At 58.4% G+C, this 19,920-nt stretch carries 15 protein-coding genes and 1 pseudogene; 7 read left to right on the plus strand and 9 right to left on the minus strand.

The genetic code is table 11. From position 1 onward, the window contains the following. Nucleotides 1–65 precede the first annotated feature (65 nt). Nucleotides 66–743, plus strand: coding sequence for a glutathione S-transferase family protein (locus ABH909_RS18225; RefSeq protein ID WP_429435767.1), 678 nt, complete (start codon nt 66–68; stop codon nt 741–743). Between the two features lie 446 nt (nt 744–1,189). Further along, the gene (locus ABH909_RS18230; RefSeq protein ID WP_429435770.1) at nt 1,190–3,385 is read left to right on the plus strand and encodes a TonB-dependent siderophore receptor; all 2,196 of its coding nucleotides are present in this window, start codon (nt 1,190–1,192) and stop codon (nt 3,383–3,385) included. Here ABH909_RS18230 and ABH909_RS18235 read toward each other — a convergent pair. After that, nucleotides 3,382–3,711, minus strand: coding sequence for a hypothetical protein (locus ABH909_RS18235; RefSeq protein WP_429435773.1), 330 nt, complete (start codon nt 3,709–3,711; stop codon nt 3,382–3,384). The genes ABH909_RS18230 and ABH909_RS18235 overlap by 4 nt on opposite strands. A 240-nt stretch (nt 3,712–3,951) precedes the next feature. Here ABH909_RS18235 and ABH909_RS18240 point away from each other — a divergent pair, with 240 nt between their 5' ends. Beyond that, nucleotides 3,952–5,376, plus strand: coding sequence for a homospermidine synthase (locus tag ABH909_RS18240; RefSeq protein WP_429435775.1), 1,425 nt, complete (start codon nt 3,952–3,954; stop codon nt 5,374–5,376). A 36-nt stretch (nt 5,377–5,412) separates the two neighbouring features. Here ABH909_RS18240 and ABH909_RS18245 read toward each other — a convergent pair whose 3' ends face one another. Continuing rightward, the gene (locus ABH909_RS18245) at nt 5,413–6,117 is read right to left on the minus strand and encodes a phosphoribosyltransferase (RefSeq protein ID WP_429435778.1); all 705 of its coding nucleotides are present in this window, start codon (nt 6,115–6,117) and stop codon (nt 5,413–5,415) included. Nucleotides 6,118–6,198: 81 nt separating this feature from the next. Next, a complete protein-coding gene (locus ABH909_RS18250) occupies nt 6,199–7,086 on the minus strand; it encodes a universal stress protein (RefSeq protein ID WP_429435781.1) in 888 nt (295 codons plus the stop codon). 295 nt (nt 7,087–7,381) lie between these two features. On the opposite strand from ABH909_RS18250, the gene ABH909_RS18255 reads away from it, so the two are divergent. Further along, nucleotides 7,382–8,605, plus strand: a complete 1,224-nt coding sequence (locus tag ABH909_RS18255) for a DUF3422 domain-containing protein (protein ID WP_429435783.1) — start codon at nt 7,382–7,384, stop codon at nt 8,603–8,605. Nucleotides 8,606–8,894: 289 nt separating this feature from the next. Here the strand turns inward: ABH909_RS18255 and ABH909_RS18260 are convergent, their stop codons facing one another. From ABH909_RS18260 to gabT, 4 genes are all read right to left on the minus strand, one after another. Next, nucleotides 8,895–11,018, minus strand: coding sequence for a TonB-dependent siderophore receptor (locus ABH909_RS18260; protein ID WP_429435785.1), 2,124 nt, complete (start codon nt 11,016–11,018; stop codon nt 8,895–8,897). A 149-nt stretch (nt 11,019–11,167) separates the two neighbouring features. Then, nucleotides 11,168–11,656, minus strand: coding sequence for an Lrp/AsnC family transcriptional regulator (locus ABH909_RS18265; RefSeq protein ID WP_008146530.1), 489 nt, complete (start codon nt 11,654–11,656; stop codon nt 11,168–11,170). Nucleotides 11,657–11,703: 47 nt separating this feature from the next. After that, nucleotides 11,704–12,360 (minus strand): HAD family hydrolase, encoded by a 657-nt coding sequence (locus ABH909_RS18270; protein WP_429435788.1) that lies wholly within the window; start codon nt 12,358–12,360, stop codon nt 11,704–11,706. Nucleotides 12,361–12,453: 93 nt separating this feature from the next. Next, nucleotides 12,454–13,746, minus strand: a complete 1,293-nt coding sequence (gene gabT, locus ABH909_RS18275; RefSeq protein WP_429435791.1) for a 4-aminobutyrate--2-oxoglutarate transaminase — start codon at nt 13,744–13,746, stop codon at nt 12,454–12,456. Nucleotides 13,747–14,033: 287 nt separating this feature from the next. Here gabT and ABH909_RS18280 point away from each other — a divergent pair, with 287 nt between their 5' ends. From ABH909_RS18280 to ABH909_RS18290, 3 genes are all read left to right on the plus strand, one after another. Then, nucleotides 14,034–14,960, plus strand: a complete 927-nt coding sequence (locus tag ABH909_RS18280) for a 2-hydroxyacid dehydrogenase (RefSeq protein WP_429435794.1) — start codon at nt 14,034–14,036, stop codon at nt 14,958–14,960. A 268-nt stretch (nt 14,961–15,228) separates the two neighbouring features. Continuing rightward, nucleotides 15,229–16,086 (plus strand): GNAT family N-acetyltransferase, encoded by an 858-nt coding sequence (locus ABH909_RS18285; RefSeq protein ID WP_429435797.1) that lies wholly within the window; start codon nt 15,229–15,231, stop codon nt 16,084–16,086. Nucleotides 16,087–16,143: 57 nt separating this feature from the next. After that, entirely contained in the window at nt 16,144–16,851 is a 708-nt protein-coding gene (locus ABH909_RS18290; RefSeq protein ID WP_429435800.1) for a cupin domain-containing protein, read from the plus strand. 304 nt (nt 16,852–17,155) lie between these two features. Here the strand turns inward: ABH909_RS18290 and ABH909_RS18295 are convergent, their stop codons facing one another. Then, on the minus strand, nt 17,156–18,235 hold the full coding sequence (locus ABH909_RS18295) for a tartrate dehydrogenase (protein ID WP_429435803.1): 1,080 nt from the start codon (nt 18,233–18,235) through the stop codon (nt 17,156–17,158). Nucleotides 18,236–18,276: 41 nt separating this feature from the next. Further along, nucleotides 18,277–19,735: pseudogene (locus ABH909_RS18300) on the minus strand (NAD-dependent succinate-semialdehyde dehydrogenase). Nucleotides 19,736–19,920 lie beyond the last annotated feature (185 nt).

The raw sequence follows: 19,920 nt of genomic DNA on the forward strand, positions 1-19,920 counted from the left end.
CCCCCGTCTTTTTCATATCAGGGTGTTGCGCTTCCCGCCCCTCCCCTCCAACGAGGAGTTGAAAGATGTCGCTGACGCTTTACTACCATCCATTGGCGTCGTTCTGTCACAAGGTACTCATCGCGCTGTACGAAAACGGCACTGAATTCGAGAGAAGAATCATCGATCTCGGTGACCCTGCCGACAGCGCAGAACTTCAGGCATTGTGGTCAATCGGAAAGTTCCCACTAATTTTTGACTCTGTTGACCAGCGGAATCTGCCGGAGTCCAGCGTCATCATCGAGTACCTGGATAGACGATTTCCGGGCACGCACTATCTGGTTCCAGACGATTGGGAGACCGCGCTGGAAGTCCGATTATGGGATCGATTTTTTGACCAGTATGTACAAGGACCGATGCAACAGATTGTCAGTGATCGACTACACGCGACCAACGGCGATTTGACCAAAGAGCGATCCATGCTGAAAACGGCCTACGGCATGCTTGAACGCCGGATGGCATCCAGAATCTGGGTGGCCAGCCCGGCCTTCAGCATGGCCGATTGCGCCGCTGCCCCGGCACTTTTCTATGCCAGGACGCTCGTGCCGTTCCCCGATGACTACAGTCACCTGAGCGCCTATTTCGAGAGGTTGGTACAGAGACCGTCATTTCAGCGCGTGATCGATGAAGCCCGGCCCTGGTTTTCGTTCTATCCGTTTGCGGAGGCCCTCGAGCAACGGTTTCGTGTGACGCGCCCCCCGTAGGAGCTGCCGCAGGCTGCGATCTTTTGATCTTTACCGTAAATGACTCGTTGCCTGAACAAACGCCAAGGTCAAAAGATCGCAGCCTGCGGCAGCTCCTACAGTTACCCGGCGCTCGTCGCGATTTCAGCGGGTGATCGAGAAGCCTGGCCCGGGTTTGCGCTCTACCCCGTTTGCGGAGGCCCTCGAGCAACGGTTTCGTGTGACGAGCCCCCCGTAGGAGCTGCCGCAGGCTGCGATCTTTTGATCTTTCCCGTAAACGACTCGTTGCCTGAACAAACGCCAGGGTCAAAAGATCGCAGCCTGCGGCAGCTCCTACAGTTATCCGGCGCTCGTCGCGATGACACTTTCATTTCATGATCGGTCCTCTTGTATGATGCCCCGCTTTCAAGCGTGAGCCACAGGCCAAGACTCGCCATACCCGGGCCCGCAGTCGTCGAGGATTTTTCATGAATAGGCTTTACCGGACCTCCCGCCAGGGAGTGGCCGCCCCGCGGTTTGCGCTCAATCCCCTGAATCTGGGTCTGGGCCTCCTGCTGAGCAGCGCCGTGCCTTCGGCCTGGGCCGCCGCGACCGAATTGCCGGCGGTGACCGTCACCGGCGAAGATTCTTCCGGTTATCAGGCCGACAGCGCTTCGGTCGGTGGATTCGAGGCGGCGCCATTGCTCGATACGCCGGCTTCCATTTCGGTATTCAATGAAGCCTTGATCAAGGATCAGCAGGCCCGCCTGCTCAGCGAAGTACTGCGCAACGACGCTTCGGTGGGTGAAAGCTACGCGCCGGTCGGCTACTACGAAAACTTCGTCGTGCGTGGCTTCTCCCTCAACTCCGCCAGCAGTTACAAGATCAACGGCCGCACCATCACTGGCGAGCAGAATGTCGGGCTGGAGAACAAACAGCAGGTGGAGTTGCTCAAGGGCCTCTCCGGTTTGCAAAGCGGTGTCAGCGAGCCCGGCGGATTGGTCAATTACGTGACCAAGCGGCCTGGCGACGTACGTTCGGTCACCGTCTCCACTGATGATCGCGGCAGTGGTTATCTGGCGACCGATGTCGGTGGCTGGTTCGGCAGCGAGCAACAGTTCGGTCTGCGCGCCAACCTGGCCCACGAAGACCTGCATTCCTACGTCGAACACACCAATGGTCAGCGCGACTTCGCCTCGCTGGCTTTCGACTGGAACATCAGCCCCAATGCGCTGCTGCAACTGGACGCCGAGTACCAGACCAAGGAGCAGCGCTCTGCACCAGGCTATCAACTGCTCGGTGGTTCCAGTCTGCCGCACCACGCCTCGCCGAAGAAGCTGCTGGCACACCAGAGCGGTTCGAAGCCGGTCACCACTGATGCGCTGAACCTCAACGGTAATTTCGAATACCGCTTCAACGACCAGTGGAAAGGCAACCTCAGCGCCTCGCGCAGCCGGGTGGTGATCGATGACTACAGCTCGTTCGCCTGGGGCTGCTATGGCTCCGCCAGTTGTGCCGGCGCGGCAGTGCCGAACTACTTCAGCCCCGAGGGCGACTACGACATTTACGATTTCCGCAGCCCCGACGATACCCGCCGCAACGATGAAGTGCAGGCGCTCCTCAGCGGCCACTTCGAAACCGGTGGCCTGGGCCACGAACTCAGCGTCGGGACTAGCGCGTTCCGCCGCGTGGTGGACAAACGCGATGCCATCAATCAGATGATCGGCAGCGCCAACATCAACAGCGAACCGGCTGATTTTGCCCCTTACGATGGCCCGCTCAACGATTCCTACCGACGCCTGGACAGCCGCCAGTACGGGCTGTTCTTCAATGACCGGATCAGTTTCAACGAGCAATGGCAGGCAGTGCTGGGCGGGCGCGAAGTGCGTCTGGATGAAGAGACCTTCGACAGCCAGGGCGAGACCACCCGGCATACCCAACGCTATGAATTCCTGCCCCAGGCAGCGCTGATCTACAAGCCGGTGCAAAACCTGTCCCTATACACCCGCTACAGCAAGGGCCTGTCCTTGGGCGGCGAAGCAGCGTGGTTCACCACCAATGCCTATGAAATCCTCGCGCCCACCGTATCGCGACAAATCGAGGCCGGGATCAAATACGACTGGCAGCGCATCAGCCTGGCCGCGGCGCTGTTCCAGATTCGCCAGGCCTACCAGTACTCGCGACCGAATGATGACGGTACGTTCACGTTCACCCAACAGGGCGAACAGAAAAACACCGGGCTGGAGCTCTCGGCCAATGGCTGGGCCAGCCAGCGCCTGCAGATCGCCGCCAGTGTCGCGGCGATTCGCGCACGGGTCACCGACAGTGGCACGCCAGCTTATGAAGGGCACCAGGCAATCAACGTTCCGACCCTGCGCGCCAACCTCTACGGCGACTACGCCCTGCCCTGGTTCAATGGCCTGGCGCTGCTCGGTGGAGTGCAGTACAGCGCCAGCAAGTACGCCAACCGCCAAGGTGAAGTGCAGACCGGGGCCTACGCCATCTTCAACATCGGCAGCCGCTACAGCACTCGCATCGACGGATATGACACGGTGTTCCGCCTGACCGTGGACAACCTGTTCGACAAACGCTACTGGCGCGATGCCGGTGAATACATGGGCGATGGCTACCTGTTCCAGGGCGCTCCACTGACCGCCCGGCTGAGCGCCTCGATCAACTTCTAGCGTCGGGCCAACTCATGCCGGATGCATTGCTCGTAATACGTTTGCTTGATCGCAGCAGGCTTGAGACGTGAGGCACTGTTATAGGTTTGTTCGGTAATCCCCATGGCCGTCATGCGCATCCACGGCCGGGGGAATTTTCGCGATTGCAGTTTCTTGCGTGCCCCGTAAAGCGTGAAACCGGAAAGCTTCGCCGCTTGTGCATCTGCGGCGATGTCCGAGCCCCAGCTGCAGACAAAACGACTGTTTTTGCTCAGGTCCTTTGCCTGAGCCTCCAGCGAGAGCGTCACCACGGCAAACGTCGCAGCCATCCATACCAAAGTCCGCATATCGCCAATGCCTAACCTTCTGAAAAGAAAGCAAGTTTGACAACGAAACGGAAATCGGGGGGCCAGCAGTTCGCCTCATTCTCATCTGTTTTTTGGTCTCGATCAGCACCGCCGTCCCGTTGAAGATGCCCGAAAAATTTTTTGAGCTTTAACTGAGCCTTGCAGTCTCTAATTTGAGAGCGTCGTGGTTATCGACAGGTCATTTGCGGCGAGCGCGCGGTCAGCCGGTGGAGGCTATCGATGTCGGATCTTGAGCATGTCATTCAGCCCTTTGATGCCCGGTTGGTGATGATCGGCTCTGGCTGTATCGGAAAAGGCGTACTCCCGCTGTTGTTGCGCCATCTTGAACTTGAACCGCAACGCCTGTTGATCCTCAGTCCCGATGAAGATGGACGTTTACTCGCGCAGGAATTTGGCGTCGCCCACCAAGCCGAGCAACTGGATCAGAACAATTACGAGGCGGTACTGGACCCTCTGTTGAGCGCTGGCGATTTCCTGCTCAACCTCTCGGTGGGAGTATCGAGTCTTTCGCTGATTCAGTTCGCCCAGCGTAAAGGCGTGCTGTATCTGGACACCTGTATCGAGCCGTGGGAAGGCGGTTACACCGACCCCGACAAATCCCTGTCCGAAAGATCCAACTATGCATTGAGAGAGGCTGCTCTTCAGCTTCGCAGGGAAAGTGCGCAAGGTTTGTCCACCGCTGTCTTGACCCACGGGGCCAATCCGGGGCTGGTGTCCCACCTGATCAAGCAGGCACTGGTCAACCTCGCTGAGGATTTGGGTGACACAATGCCCCAGCCCGCTACTCGCGAAGAATGGGCGCAGTTGGCCAACCGACTGAATATCCGCTGCATCCACATCGCCGAACGCGATTCGCAGTTTTCATCGCAACACAAAGTTGCCGATGAGTTCGTCAACACTTGGTCCGTGGACGGTTTCATCAGTGAAGGCAGCCAGCCAGCGGAATTGGGTTGGGGCAGTCATGAGAAAGCGCTGCCCGAGGATGGCTATTACCACGCCTTCGGGTGCCAGGCCGGGATCTACCTGCAACGTCCCGGTGCCTCCACCGGGGTTCGGACCTGGACACCCTCGACGGGGCCAACCCATGGGCTGCTCGTGACCCACAACGAAGCCCTGTCGATTGCCGACTACCTGACCGTTGGCCAGGGAAGGCAGCCGACTTACCGGCCGACCGTCCATTACGCGTATCGGCCCTGTGACGATGCCTTGCTCTCGGTGCATGAACTCGCCGAGCGCAACTGGAAACCCCAGAGCGGCCAGCGCCTGCTCGATGACGAAATCCTCGACGGCAGTGACGAACTCGGCGTGCTGCTGATGGGGCATGCCAGAAACAGTTATTGGTATGGCTCGCGCCTATCAATCCAGCAAGCCCGGGTTCTATGCCCTTATAACAGCGCCACCAGCCTGCAAGTGACGGCGGGAGTGCTGGCCGGCGTGATCTGGGCCATTCGCAATCCGCAACGCGGTATTGTCGAACCGGATGAGTTGCCCTTCAGGGAAATTCTGCAGATCTGCCTGCCTTACCTTGGCAAGGTAGAAGGTATTTATTCCGACTGGACGCCGCTTGCCGGACGTCACTCATTGATGCCCGAGCAGACCGATGAATCCGATCCGTGGCAATTCATGAACGTCAGGATCACGTGAAGGCCTGACGTGGTTTGCTCCACGCCAGGCAACGGCTCAAATACCGGAACCGTTCTGAAAGGAGTCGCCCGAACCGGACTCTCGTTGCCAGGCCCGGTGCAGAAGATCGATGACTTCTTCGTCCGATGTCTGCGAAAAATCCGTGTACCAATGACCGATCGAGATCATCCATTCGGGGATGAGCGGGCAAATCAGTTCGTCCACTTCATCGCGCAGCGCCTCTGCCGTCTCCTGCGGTGCCACCGGCACGGCAACAACGATGCGCGAGGGCGCTTGCAGGCGCACGGACTGTATCGCGGCCATCATCGTGGCGCCTGTGGCCAGGCCGTCATCGATCAGAATCACCACCTGATCCTTGAGCACTAAAGGTGCACGGGATGCCCGGTATAGCTGCTCGCGACGCAACAACTCCCGCGTTTCCTTTGCAACCACGGCATCGAGGGTGCGTTGATCAATTCCGTTAGCCCGCAGCGCATCTTCGTTGACGATTTGTATGCCGCCACTGGCAATTGCGCCCATGGCGAACTCCTGGTGGGACGGTACTCCCAGTTTGCGCACCAGCATCAGGTCCAGACGAACCTCCAGGGCCGTGGCGACTTCATAAGCCACCGGAACGCCGCCACGGGGTAAGGCGAGAACGATGACATCGGCTCTTTTAGCGTATTTGAGCAACGGCTCCACCAAGCCTCGGCCGGCATCCACCCGGTCATGCAAGATGGTTTGCAATGAAGGACTAGTCATTTGAAAACCTCCCTGGGGCGGGAGCCCCAAAAACGGGCGTTCGTTTGACGGCGGCCATCATTCCGATCGGGGCGCCCGCCCCTAGACCGCCAGAATGCTGCAAGGCACCTGATACAGAATATGTTCCGTCGTGCTGCCAAGCAGCCGTTCCAGACCACGGTATTGGGTTCTGCCTACCACGACCACATCCATCTGATGCTGGTGGGCGAATTCGCTCAGCACCGAGACAGGGTGCCCCATGATGAAATGCCGACAGTCAGAGGGCACGCCGAACCGACCGGCCAGTTTGAGGAAAGACTTTTCCAGGTCGCTGCGCAGTTCCCGGGTGAGTTGCGCAAGCGTCAGATCGACGTCCATATCCGCCAGAAAAGCTGCCGATATGTCACAGGCGTACAGCAGATGCAACTCGGCATTGCACTGCAGCGCCAGGCCCGACGCCTGCAAGATGATCCGGTCATTGAGTTCACCGTTCGAAGGCTCGGTATCCGACACGTCAACTGCGGCCACCACCTTCTGCGGCAAGGCATGGCCCTCACCACCGACCAGATAAACCGGTACCGGACAATGGCGCAACAAACGCCAATCCAGCGGTGTGAAGAATGCGCGTTTGAGCACGGGCTCATGCTGCACCTGCTTGATCAACAGATCGGGCTGCATTTGCGTGACATGGTCAAGAATGTCCTGACGCATGTTGTCGGCCCATGCAACTTCGGTTGTCACCTCTATCCCTCGGCCTCGCATCTTTTCCGCTTGTTCATCGAGCCAGTCGCGGTGTTCCTGCAGGTAGGTTGCCCGAGCCATTTTGCGGTCGCCTTCTTCGAGCAGCGACAGAATATCCAACGAGGGGATCAGGCCGGCAATGTGCAAGCTCGCCCCGCTGGCCTTGGCCAGGGCGGCGCCATGGTTTATCGCAGGAGAATGGCGCAGCAGCGGGTTGATGATCAGTAATAACCGTTGATACTGGCTCATGAGCAGACTCCAGACAGGTTGATCCCCGACGCCGGCTCGAGAATCCGGCATCAGGCCCAGATTCATCCCTTAAAGCCTCTTAAGCGTTGATTTATATCAACTCCCTTGGATTGAGGTATTTGAAAGGGTCACTTGAGAAGAATAGTTCACAACGCTGCAGTGCATTCCCTGGCAGGCTCATACGCGATGGCCGTTCGCCTGAAAATCGGCATTGGGCATCGCCAGGTTTGGTTTGTGACTCGGGTATTCATCACCCAGTCCCAAGAACAAACAACTCCAACATGGCCCAAACAGCATGCACCCGCAAAGACTGATCCTGCACAACGAGTTGCACGCGCGCCCGTCGCTGTATTTCGACGAGCCCGCCCACGTGTTTCATCTGGCGTTTCTGGCGAATGACGGGCAGTGCGACACCTTGCTGAGTCACTGCTGCCCCGGCCCGGTCGACCCGGAAGCGGCCCAGGGCATCACCGAGCTGGAGGGCCATGCCTTGAAGTGGGAACGGCACGCAGAGTTCCTGACGCTGACGCTGGTGGTGCCCTCCTCCAGTCACGAACCATGCTGGAGCCCGCCACCCAGAGCCTTGATGGACCGGGTCGAGCCTTTCATGCAGCACGTGATCAACGCTGTGCAGATTGTGGTGCGCACCGATACGTCTTTTTCCGGCGATCTGTCCGTTTATGAATTCAAGGATCCCAGCGGCTCTTGCATCGGCGGTGGCGATGCGACGGTCTGGAGCGATTTTCGCCTGAGCGAGGACGGCACCAACCGTTTTCTGTTCGTGAACAAACGCCTGAATGCCTATCGCCTGGGACGGATGATCCGCCGCCTGCTGGAAATCGAAACCTACCGAATGATGGCTTCGCTTTCACTCATCACCGCGAAAGCCTTGAGCACTCAGCTCAATGTCTTCGACAAGACTCTGGTCAACCTTTCGGAACGTAACGCCGGCCCCGATACCGGAAATGCGAAAGCGTTGCTGACCGATATTGCCAACCTGTCGGCGCAAGTGGTCAGCAGCAACGCAAAAACCCGACACCGCTTCAGCGCCACCCAAGCCTATGCACAGCTGGTTTTCGAACGCCTGGGTGAACTGCGCGAAAGCCATGTGGGTGATTGCCAGCGACTGGGTATCTTCATAGAAAGACGCTTCAAGCCCACGGTCAGATACTGCGCCGTCACCGAACAACGCCTGGAGCAACTGGCCGAGAGCGTGGCCAACCTCGGGGACTTGTTGCAGGCCCGTGTCCAGGTCGAAATGGAAGAGCAGAACTCGGAAATCCTGAAGAGCCTGAACGCCCGCGCCGATACTCAAATCAAAATCCAGCGCGCGGTCGAAGGCTTGTCGATTATCGCCATCACCTATTACTTGTTGAGCCTGTTCAAGCTGTTCTACTCGGGGCTGCACGTCATGGGCGCGGACATTTCCGCCAGAGATGCCCTGCTGGCCATGACCCCGCTCGCGCTCTGCGTCCTGCTGTTTATTTTGATCAGGATCAGGAAGGCCAAGGAGCATTGATACTGCCCTGTGGTGAGGGGGCTTGCCCCCGTTGGGCTGCGAAGCAGTCCTGAAATCTTTGGTGTAGCAAAGATTTTTGTGAGCGCTACGCACTCAAACGGGGCAAGCCCCCTCGCCACAGTTCGTTCCCACATCGATCGTCACCGAGGCAGACAAGGGTGAGCCAACATCGCTGGAATGGCGAATGATCAGAGCCATCCTTTCGAAGTTGAAGGCGAACGTTCATGACGCCGCCTCCGACTGATGCAGGTTGTTCGTGTGGCGCTTTAAGTGCGCCCTGAAACGCGCTCTACAAGGTGTATGAAATCCCCATCTGCACGGTTCTCGGCGCGCCCGGATAGGCGTAAACGTTGCCAAAGGCACCTTCATCATAGTGGCTGTCGAACACATTCTTCAGGTCAAGGTTAAGTCGCAGGTGCTCGTTGACTTTGTAAAAGCTGAGCAGATCGAACACCTTGTAGCTATCCATGGAGAAGGCATTGGCCGCGGTCTGGCCGGCGCGCTCGTCGACATACTTGGCGCCCAGTCCCAGGCCCAGTCCTTTGAGGCCACCGTCCTGAAACTCGTAGACGTTCAGCAGGCTGAAACTGTCGCGCGGAATGTTCATCAGGCGGGTGCCTGACTTCAGCACGTTGTCCTGGGTGACTTCGGCATCCACGTAGGCGTAGCCACCGATCATGCGCCACTCTGGCGTGAGGTTGCCGGCCACGTTCAGATCAAAGCCACGGCTACGCACTTCACCCGCCGCAACGCTGAAAGTCGAGTCCACTGGGTCCGTTGTCAGGACATTGCTTTTTTCGATCTGATACACCGCGGCATCCACGCTTAACTGCCGATCAAAGGCCTGCCACTTGACCCCCACCTCGTAAGATTTGCCTTCTTCAGGCTTGAAACCGCCGCCCGTTCGACTGGCACCGCTGTTGGGCTTGAAGGAGCGTGCCGTGTCGGCATAGATCGCCACGGTCGGGGTCAGATCGTAGATCAGCCCCAGGCGCGGAGTGACGGCGTTGTCGCTGTTGGTCCAGCTCACACCGTTGACAAGTTTGTTGTCGTAATCATGTTCGAAGCGTTCGAAACGTACGCCAGCCAAGACTTTCAACCGCTCAGTCAGCGTTACCTGATCTTGCACGAAAGCGGCATAGGTCTTGAGGTTTTCCTGATCATTGGTGGTGGTGCGGGTCAACGCCGGGCGCGGCTGGCCGTAGACCGGATTGAAAATATCAATGGGGTAGGCACTCACCGCGCCACTGGAGCGACGGATGATCGACTTGTAATCGTAATCCTCATACTCGATGCCCGTGAGCAACGTGTGATCGAATCCACCGGTGGAAAAATGCCCGGTCAGGTTCAACTGCACATCCCGGTCACGCCATTCCAGTTTGCGGTAATTGAAGTTGCGTCCCAACGTTCGGCCGTCGGCAGCGACCCCGTTGCCTTCAATGGCATTGCCTTGCAGGCTGCCGTCGAGAAATTGCGTGCCGCCGCCCAAGGTCCAGTTGTCGTTCAGGAAATGTTCGAAACGCAGTTGCGCCATGTTGTTGTCGTTGTGCAGCTTGCCGATATCCTTCTCACCGAAAAAAGTATCCCGCGACGCGACACCGATCTGATTGCGATAGCGGGTCACACCCCGATCGAGCGGCGCGTTGTTGCGCATGAAATCGCCTTCGAAGGTGATACGGGTAGTGTCGTTGACCTGCCAACCGAGGACCGGCGCCACACCATAACGCTCGTTTTCGACGTGATCACGGAAGGTGTCGCCACCCTCGCCTATCAGGTTCAGCCGGTAGGCCAGTCGCCCTTCATCGTCCAGCGGCCCTGAGGCATCCATCGTTGCGCGACGCATGCCCTGATCATTGAGCTGACTGCCCAGGGTGACCGTGGGTTCGGCCAGGGGTTGTTTGGACACCACGTTGAAGGTGCCGCCGGGATCGCCACGGCCGTAGAGCGTGGTGGCTGGCCCGCGCAGGACCTCCAGACGCTCGATGGTATTGGCGTCGGGCATGTTCGGATAACCGCGGTTGATCGGGAAACCGTTGCGGTAGAACTCACCGGTGGTAAAGCCACGCACGGTGAAAGTGGTCAGGCCCTGGCCGCCGAAATTGTTCGCACGGCCCACGCCACCCGCATAATCGAGAGCGTCTTGCAGGCGGGTGGCGCCGAGGTCTTCCACGACATCCCGGGTGACCACGCTGATCGATTGTGGGGTTTCATGAATCGGAGTGTCGGTGCGCGTCGCACTGGCGGAACGGGTCGCTCGATACCCCTGGACCGGGCCCTGGGCCGACTCTTCGAATGTGCCGTTGATGTCGATCGCTTGTAACTCTATTGACGCAGGCTCAGTCGGTGCCTGGTCAGCCCAAGTGGTTTGGGAAATGGCTTGGATCACACACAGAGAAACGAGAGTTCGACGCATCGACAGACGACCTTCAGAAGATGCCGGGGACTTCAGGAACCCGGCGAGAATTGATGACGAATAATATCAATTCCCATTCTCTACTGATACGTTTTATCTCTGTAAAACAGGGGGCAAGTGCAAATTAATTGCGGCTCATGGCCGGGGCCTCAGTGACGCAATAGTCTACGCAGCGGAACCCCATCTTTGAGGACTGGCGATTTGATGACGATGTAACTGAAGTACTTGGATATACCGATATTCTTGTCCAGCAAGCCTTCAATCACTTCCTGATAATGCTGGATGCTGCAGGTCATGAAACGCACCAGGTAATCGTAACCACCGCTGATCAAGTGGCACTCCAGTACCTCATCGACCAAACGGATATTGGACTCGAACTTGGCGAAGTCCTCCCGCTTGTGGTCGCTGAGCGTGATCTCGGTGAATACCGTGACCGAATCGGTAATCTTGGCAAGATTGAGATGGGCTCTATACCCGGAAATGTACCCGGCCGACTCAAGTCGCTTGACCCGTTGCAAACAGGGGCTAGAGGACAGACCCACTGCATCGGCCAGGCTGACGTTAGTCATTCGGCCGTCTTTTTGAAGTTCAACCAGGATACTGATATCAATTCGGTCTAGTTTGATTAAACCTTCCATCGTGTACCTCTTGATTGCCATTCAGTCATACAGTGGTTTTAGCAAAGTCAGCGTCGCAAAGATAGCTGATGCTGAGCGACCAGGTCGGCCATGCTGTTGATGCAAAAATCCGCAGGACTTTGCTGGGTATCGTTGCCATGCCCACGACAAATCAGGCACAAACCAGCCGATTTTGGCGGCTCGGCGGGAGGCCTGGAAACCTGCAGGATATCTTTGGCTTGCAGGTTATTGTCTTGCAACCAGACGCTGTCCTCCAATGGCTTGCTGACTCGGGAAAGCAAGTCTTCAGGCGTAATCCCCAAACGCTCACAGAGCTGTTCGCGATCCTCGGCATCACGATCGCAGCACACCAGCAGCCGATAGAATTTGCGCAGATACAACATGGCACCGGGCGCATCTTCGAACAGCGACCAGTTGCCCACCGATCGGGCGAAACTCATCCCCTCCTCCCAACTGGCCTTGAGCCCGAAGCGCTCTGCCAACTGACGATGGGCAAAGCACAATAAGCCACTGAAACCCAGTTCGGAAAAACGTGGATAGAGCGTGCGTACCGCCTCGTCAAACGCAGCCAATACCTCTTCCCTGCCCGGCACACCCGGATGATTTTCGAGCAACGGTTGCAGCGCCGTCCAGATACCGGAATCTCGATCGACCAGAACCTCATCACAATCGATCAGCAGTGCACGATAGTCAGTCAGGTACATGGTGTGTTGCCTCCCATGATGCATTTCATCAATCCATGCGTTCCAAATGCCCCGGTTGGCGCAGTATTACGTTGCGCCAACCGAAGCCTGAGATTAATTCAACACGCGTAACAATGCTGCCTCAAGAATCGTCAGCGCTTCATCGATCTGCTCCTCTTCGGTGACCAGAGGCGCAAGGAAGCGCAGCACATTACGGTACACGCCGCACTTGATCACCAACAGCCCGCCAACCCTGGCCTGATCGATCAGTTGCTGGGTGAGTTCGGCATCGGGGCTGCGGGCTTCATCGTCTTTGATCAGTTCGATCGCCAACATGAAGCCGGTGCCGCGTACGTCACCGATCCGAGGGTGACGTGTCTGCAGGCGCAGCAGGCCCTGGCGCAAGCGCTCGCCCAATACTTCACCGCGCGCGAGCAACTGCTCTTGTTCGTAGGTTTCGATCACTGCCAACGCTGCGGCGCAAGCCAGGGCATTACCACCGTAAGTACCGCCCAGACCGCCGGGTAATGGCGCGTCCATGATGTGCGCACGACCCACCACGCCCGAGATCGGCAAGCCACCGGCCAGGCTCTTGGCGACGGTGACCAGGTCCGGCTGGATGCCTGCGTGCTGGAAACCGAACCATTTGCCGGTGCGGCCGAAGCCTGTCTGAATTTCATCGAGAATGAGCACGATGCCATGTTGTTCGGTCAGAGTCCGCAGCGCCTGGAGAAACTGCGGCGGCGCGGAAAGGAAACCACCATCGCCCTGCACTGGTTCGATGATGATCGCTGCCACTCGGTCCACAGGGACTTGGGTCGCCAGCAACTCATTCAGGGCTTGCAGGGCCATCTCGCTGGTAAAACCGCGATAGGCATTAGGGTACGGGGTATGAAAGACCTCAGGAGCGAAGGGCCCGAAGTTCTGCTTATAAGGTTGGCTCATGCCGGTCAAGGTCGTGCCGAGCAACGTGCGTCCATGGAAACCGCCACGAAAGGAGATGACCGCTGGGCGATTGGTATGTGCGCGAGCGATCTTCACCGCGTTCTCCACAGCCTCCGCACCGGAGGTAAACAGCGCCGCTTTGTAAGCTTCACGACCACCGACCAACTCGCACAAACGCTGGACCAGGTCGAGATAAGGTTTGTAGGCCACTACCTGGAAGCAAGCATGGCTGACCTTTTGCAATTGGGCTTGCACCGCCGCGACTACCTTTGGGTGATTGTGACCGATGTTCAACACGCCAATGCCGCCGACGAAGTCCAGGTAGCGCGTGCCGTCCACGTCCCACATCTCAGAACCCTGGGCCCGGTCAATGACCAGCGGGTGTGCGGTAACCAAACCCCGTGGCACGAATTGATCGCGTTGACGGAGCAAACTCGGAGTTTCTTCGACTTTACTGTTCATAGGCATCTCTCATAGTGGGCCTGGCAACCGGAAAGCGGCTGCAATGTGGTTCACAGGTTAAGCTTTCGACGCAATTGTCTAAGCCGAACTTGGCCTCTGAGAAATTCGGATCGACTGTTTTCACCCCTGCAAACAGCAGAATCCTTCAGCGGCGACCAGCCCCATGGAATCTGCCGATATGCGCCCTATACAACGCAATGTCATGTGTTTATGCAGAGTCTTTCGGCATATCCTGCTTTGGCACTCGGGCATGCTTGATGCTCCCCATTTAATGCGAGAAATCACTCATGGCCCTGCTCTATAAAGCTGACCCGGTGCGCGGCGAACATTGGAAGCGGCTATTCGCCGAGCATGCTCCAGATATCGAATGGCGTGCCTGGCCAGACATCGGTGATCCGCAGGATATTCGCTACCTGGCGGCGTGGCAGGCCCCGGATGATCTCGACACCTTGTTGCCAAACCTGCAGGTATTGTTCGCCTTGTCGGCCGGGGTCGATCAGCTTGACCTTGACCGCTTGCCCACGAGCCTGCCGGTGGTCCGTCTACTCGACCCGAGCATTACCCGGGGTATGTGCGAATACGCCGCTTTTGCGGTGCTGAGCCTGCACCGGGATATGCTTCGTTATCGCCAGCAACAAATGGCCCGGTGCTGGCAGGCTCACTTGCTGCAACCGGCAGCCAAACGTCGAGTAGGCGTGATGGGGCTCGGCACACAGGCTCAACAGATTCTGGCCACGTTGCAGCCTTTTGGCTTTGCCTTGTCGGGCTGGGCACGCAGCGAGCATCGCATCGCCGGGGTGGACTGCTTTGCCGGTGCCGAGCAACTGCCGGCCTTCCTCGCCCAGTGCGACATCGTGCTTTGTGTTCTGCCACTGACCGAGCAGACCAAAGGGATTCTCAACCGTCAGTTGTTCCAGCACCTGCCCAAAGGCGCTGCCTTGGTCAACATGGGCCGGGGTGGGCATCTGGTAGAAGAGGATCTGCTTGAAGCCCTGGCCAGCGGCCAGATCAGCGCGGCGGTGCTCGACGTACTGCAACAGGAACCGGCCGCACCGGATCATCCCTTCTGGCACCATCCGCAGATAGTGCTGACACCGCATATCGCGGCAATGACTCAGCCAGAAAGTGCGTTTAGCGTATTGCTGGAAAATATCCGTCGGCATCAACGCGGTGAGTCCATGCTTGGCCAGATTAACCGCGAGCGAAGCTACTGACCCGCCGTTATCGAATTTCCGGGCGCCTTTTTTTAAGCAATCTCCCCATCAGAAGTGCATTTGCTTTGGCCTGCATCCTGAAAGTCGATCCAGTATTTGCTGCCGATCCTGCTTCTCATTTGAGCAGTAAATGTGGCCTACAGAGCTGTCGCTTTAAGAATCTACCGAATCAATAGGGACCTCTTGTCAGGCCTCGCCGCAGGTGAGATACCAATACTTTCAGCGGAAAAATCCGACCGATTAAGCTCCCTGTCAATGGAGACCTGCCATGTCCAACTCACAACGCTCTGCATATCTCTATCGCCCCATGACCTCGGCCGATGTGGCGTCGGCCCACGCCTTGTCCGTACAGTTGAAGTGGCCCCACCGCCTGGAAGAATGGGCCATGTTGCAGCGCATCGCGCAAGGTTTTGTCGTGGAAGACGAAGGCCGCCTGATCGGTACTGCGTTCACCTGTGCGCAGGGAGATTACGCCACCATCGGCCTGGTGATCGTCAGTGATGAATACCAGGGCCAGGGTATAGGTCGCAAGCTGATGGAGCTGGCACTTGAGGCTTGCGGATCGCGCACCGCCATACTCAATGCGACGCTGGCCGGTGCCCCGCTTTATGCCAGCCAGGGGTTCGTTGACTTTGGGCATATTCAACAACATCAGGGGCAAGCGCTATCCCCTGTACCAAATGATTTGCCAGCTGGTGAGCGCTGCCGCCCGCTGACCGAAGCCGATCGGAGCGTGCAGATTGAACTGGCCAACGCCGGCAGCGGTCTGGACCGAGACGCCGTGCTCAAGGATCTGTTCGATATTGTTGAACACTCGGTTGGTATCGAACGCGATGGTCAGCTGCGCGCCTTCGCCATGCTGCGTCCGTTCGGCCGTGGTCGCTGCATCGGCCCGGTCATCGCAGAAAACCCAGAGCAGGCCAAGCACTTGATCGCAGTGTTATTGGCCCAAGTGCCGGACGCCTTCGTGCGCATGGATATACCGTCCGACAACGGTCTGGCTCCTTGCCTGGAAGAAGCCGGGCTGAAGCACGTCGACACCGTTGCACAAATGGCTCGCGGTACCCCACCGCAGGCGATCGGCGCAGTGCACCAGTTTGCGCTGGTGACTCAGGCCATCGGCTGACAAACCCCACCGTTACATCCAACGCTACACGCTGCATTTCCCTGGAGAAACACCTTCATGCTAGAGCCCACTGCAGTGCTGTTGGCACACGCCGACGGCAGTCCCGTTCTAACAAAATTCGTCCCCGGTTCGTTGGGGGCAAACGATCCTTTCGACAGACAGATCGCTTATGTCGGGCCGGATGACATGGCTGCCGGCGTGGTCCAGGCGAGCGGACAATTCAGCATCGATGACTATCCCTACAGTGAAACGATCGTGGTGCACGCGGGACAAGTCACTTTGCGTAGTCAGGATTGCACGCTCCAACTGAATCCTGGTGACAGTGCGGTGATCGCCCGTGGCACGTCGCTCCAGATCGAGGCGCAACCCGATTCTTGCTGGGCATTCTGCGCCGATACACAGCCTGTTGAGGCCTGCAATCGCGGATTAACACCTCTCCCTCCGTTAACCCTGCTCTCTCCCTCGGCGGCACCGGATGCAGAAATTCTGCTAAGCCCGGCACCGCAATGTCGCTCGCACAATGTGTTTGTCGAAGAAGCGACCAACCTGCGCATCGGCGTCTGGGACTCGACGCCCTATACCCGCAGGGCGAGACCACACATGCTGCATGAACTGATGCACCTGCTCGAAGGCAGCGTCACCCTCCAGATTGCGGATGGGACCCATCTGACGGTCAATACTGGCGATACGGTGTTCGTGACTCGAGGTGCTCCCTGTGCCTGGAACAGCAGCGTGTATGTGCGCAAGTTTTACGTCGTCAAATAACTTGATCCGCGTTAACGCCGGCGGAGGATTTTTCTCCGCCGGCATTATCAGCCCTACTGATCAATCAATTGCTACTACTCCCCTCCTTGCGCGCAGCGCGCCCCCACTAAAAACAACAGCAACAGCTGCATTCAAGACTTGCCTCATAGACCGCTGCCCTCCTTCGTTACTCCCTTCGCAACAGCAAAAGAAAGAGAGATTAATCACGAGGGCGCCAGACAAAAAAAAGCCCGCAGTGAGACGGGCTAAAAGGGTGAGACACAAGAATGAGCAAAGCTTCCTGCTGAGCAGTTGTTGCCTCGGCTCAAAGCAATGCGGCGATCGCCATACCAACATCCTGGGTCGAGCCCTGTCCTCCCAGATCGGGAGTGATCGGCCCTTGGGCGATAACCTGCTCGATCGCCTGCAGAATTCCGTCGTGGGCGGCGCGATAACGCTCATCGCCATTACCCAGGAAGTCCAGCATCAGCGCACCGGACCAGATCATCGCAATCGGATTGGCAATGTTCTGCCCATAGATATCCGGTGCCGAGCCATGCACCGGTTCGAACAACGAGGGGAAGCGTCGCTCCGGGTCGAGGTTGGCCGACGGCGCAATGCCGATAGTTCCAGCACAGGCCGGCCCCAGGTCGGACAGAATGTCACCGAACAAATTCGACGCCACCACCACATCGAAACGATCCGGTTGCAGCACGAAGCGCGCGCACAGGATGTCGATGTGTTGTTTGTCCCAAGTGACGTCCGGGTACTTTGCAGCCATCAATGCAGTGCGCTCGTCCCAATACGGCATGCTGATGGAAATCCCGTTGGACTTGGTCGCCGCCGTCAGGCGCTTGCGTGGCCGGGTCTGGGCCAGGTCGAAAGCGAACTTGAGAATCCGGTCTACGCCGCGCCGGGTGAACACCGACTCCTGCAACACGAACTCATGCTCGGTGCCTTCGAACATCTTGCCGCCAACCGACGAATACTCGCCTTCGGTGTTCTCGCGGATCACCACGAAATCGATGTCCCCGGCTTCGCGCCCGGCCAGCGGGCACGGTACACCGGGAAACAGCCGCACCGGGCGGATGTTCACGTATTGGTCGAAGTCACGACGGAACTTCAGCAGTGAACCCCACAGGGAAATGTGGTCTGGCACCTTGTCCGGCCAGCCCACGGCGCCGAAGTAAATCGCGTCGAAGCCCTTGAGCTGTTCGAACCAATCGGCGGGCATCATCTGCCCGTGTTCCAGGTAGTAATCGCAGTGAGCCCAGTCGAGCACTTCGATGCTCAAATCCAGTTGCCATTTTTTTGCGGCCTGCTCCAGTACCCGCAGCCCTTCCGGCAAGACTTCCTTGCCGATGCCATCGCCGGCAATTGCGGCGATTCTGAATGGTTTGCTCATCAATCGGCTCTCCTCAATGTCTGTTCAAAACTGTGACCGGATCACAGCCCACCGATGTGGAAGGCTTTGACTTCAAGGTATTCATCCAGGCCGTACTTGCTGCCTTCACGGCCCAGACCCGATTGCTTGATACCGCCGAATGGGGCGACTTCCATGGAAATGAGCCCGGTGTTGAGACCGATCATGCCGAACTCCAGCGCCTCGCCGAACCGCCATGAACGACGCAAGTCCTGGGTGAAGAAATAGGCGCCCAAGCCATAAGGCGTGGCATTGGCCAACGCCAGCGCCTCTTCTTCCGTGGTAAAGCGCATCAGCGGTGCAACCGGGCCGAAGGTTTCTTCATTGGCCAGCAACATCCCGGCATGGGCGTCACCGAGCACCGTCGGCTGAACAAACTGGCTGTCACCCTCGGGGATGCCGCCACAGAGCAAACGCGCGCCCAGGCTCAAGGCATCATCGATGTGCCGGGCGACCTTGGTCACCGCCACCGCGTTGATCAGCGGGCCGATGCTGACGTCGGCGTCCAGGCCGTTGCCGACCTTGAGCTTGCCCACCTCTTCTACCAGGCGCTGGGCGAAGCGTTCGTAGATACCGTCCTGCACCAGAATCCGGTTTGGCGCAGACGCAGGTTTGTCCGGCGTTGCGAAACTTGCTGAGCATGATCCCGGCCACTGCCTGCTCAAGGTCAGCGTCGTCAAACACAATGAACGGGGCGTTGCCGCCCAATTCCAGGCTCAAGCGCTTGATGTGTTCGGCGCTCTGGCGCATCAGCAGCCGACCGATAGCGGTGGAACCGGTGAAGGAGATTTTGCGCACCGTCGGGTTGCCGGTCAGTTCTTCGCCGATGCCGGCGGGCATGCCGGTCACGACGTTGAACACCCCGGCCGGAATGCCGACCCGTTCGGCGAGTACGGCCAGCGCCAGGGCCGACAGCGGCGTCAGGTCCGAAGGTTTGACAATGATCGTACAGCCGGCGGCCAGGGCCGGCGCACACTTGCGGGTGATCATCGCATTGGGGAAGTTCCACGGGGTGATGGCGGCGCAGACCCCGACCGGCTGCTTGAGCGTGAGCAAGCGGCGGTCGCCACTGGGTGCCGGTATGGTTTCACCGTAGACCCGTCGGGCTTCTTCGGCGAACCATTTGACGAAACCGGCACCGTAGCGAATTTCGCCCTTGGCTTCATTCAGCGGTTTGCCCTGTTCGCAGGTCATGATCAGCGCCAGGTCGTCGAGGTTGTCGATCATGGCCTGATACCAGCGCTCCAGCAGCGCCGCCCGTTCTGCCGCCGGGCGTGCGCGCCATGCTGGCCAGGCGCGTTCGGCGGTTTCGATGGCGCGTCGGGTTTCGCTGCCTTGCATCGCGGGTACACGAGCGAGCAACTGGCCGCTGGCCGGGTCGATGACGTCAAGGGTGGCGGCGTTGTCGGCGCTGATCCACTGACCGTCGATGTAAGCGAGTTCTACCAGCAGGCTGGGGTCTTTCAAGCGATTCTTGAGCATGGTGTCGAGTCCTGTTCCGAGACAGCCTTCAGTCTATTGGGTCGTCCCGGACGAGGATGCTGAAAGCGCCACCCCAGCAGCCGTTGAATGCTGAAAATCGGTATTCGACGGCAGGCTCTACTGTTGGTGGGTGATGGAGGCCAAGGCTCGGCGGCACTCGGTCGATGCACTGTCGGGGGTCTGGT

Source organism: Pseudomonas sp. BS3782 TE3695, assembly GCF_050435305.1.
Classification (GTDB): domain Bacteria; phylum Pseudomonadota; class Gammaproteobacteria; order Pseudomonadales; family Pseudomonadaceae; genus Aquipseudomonas.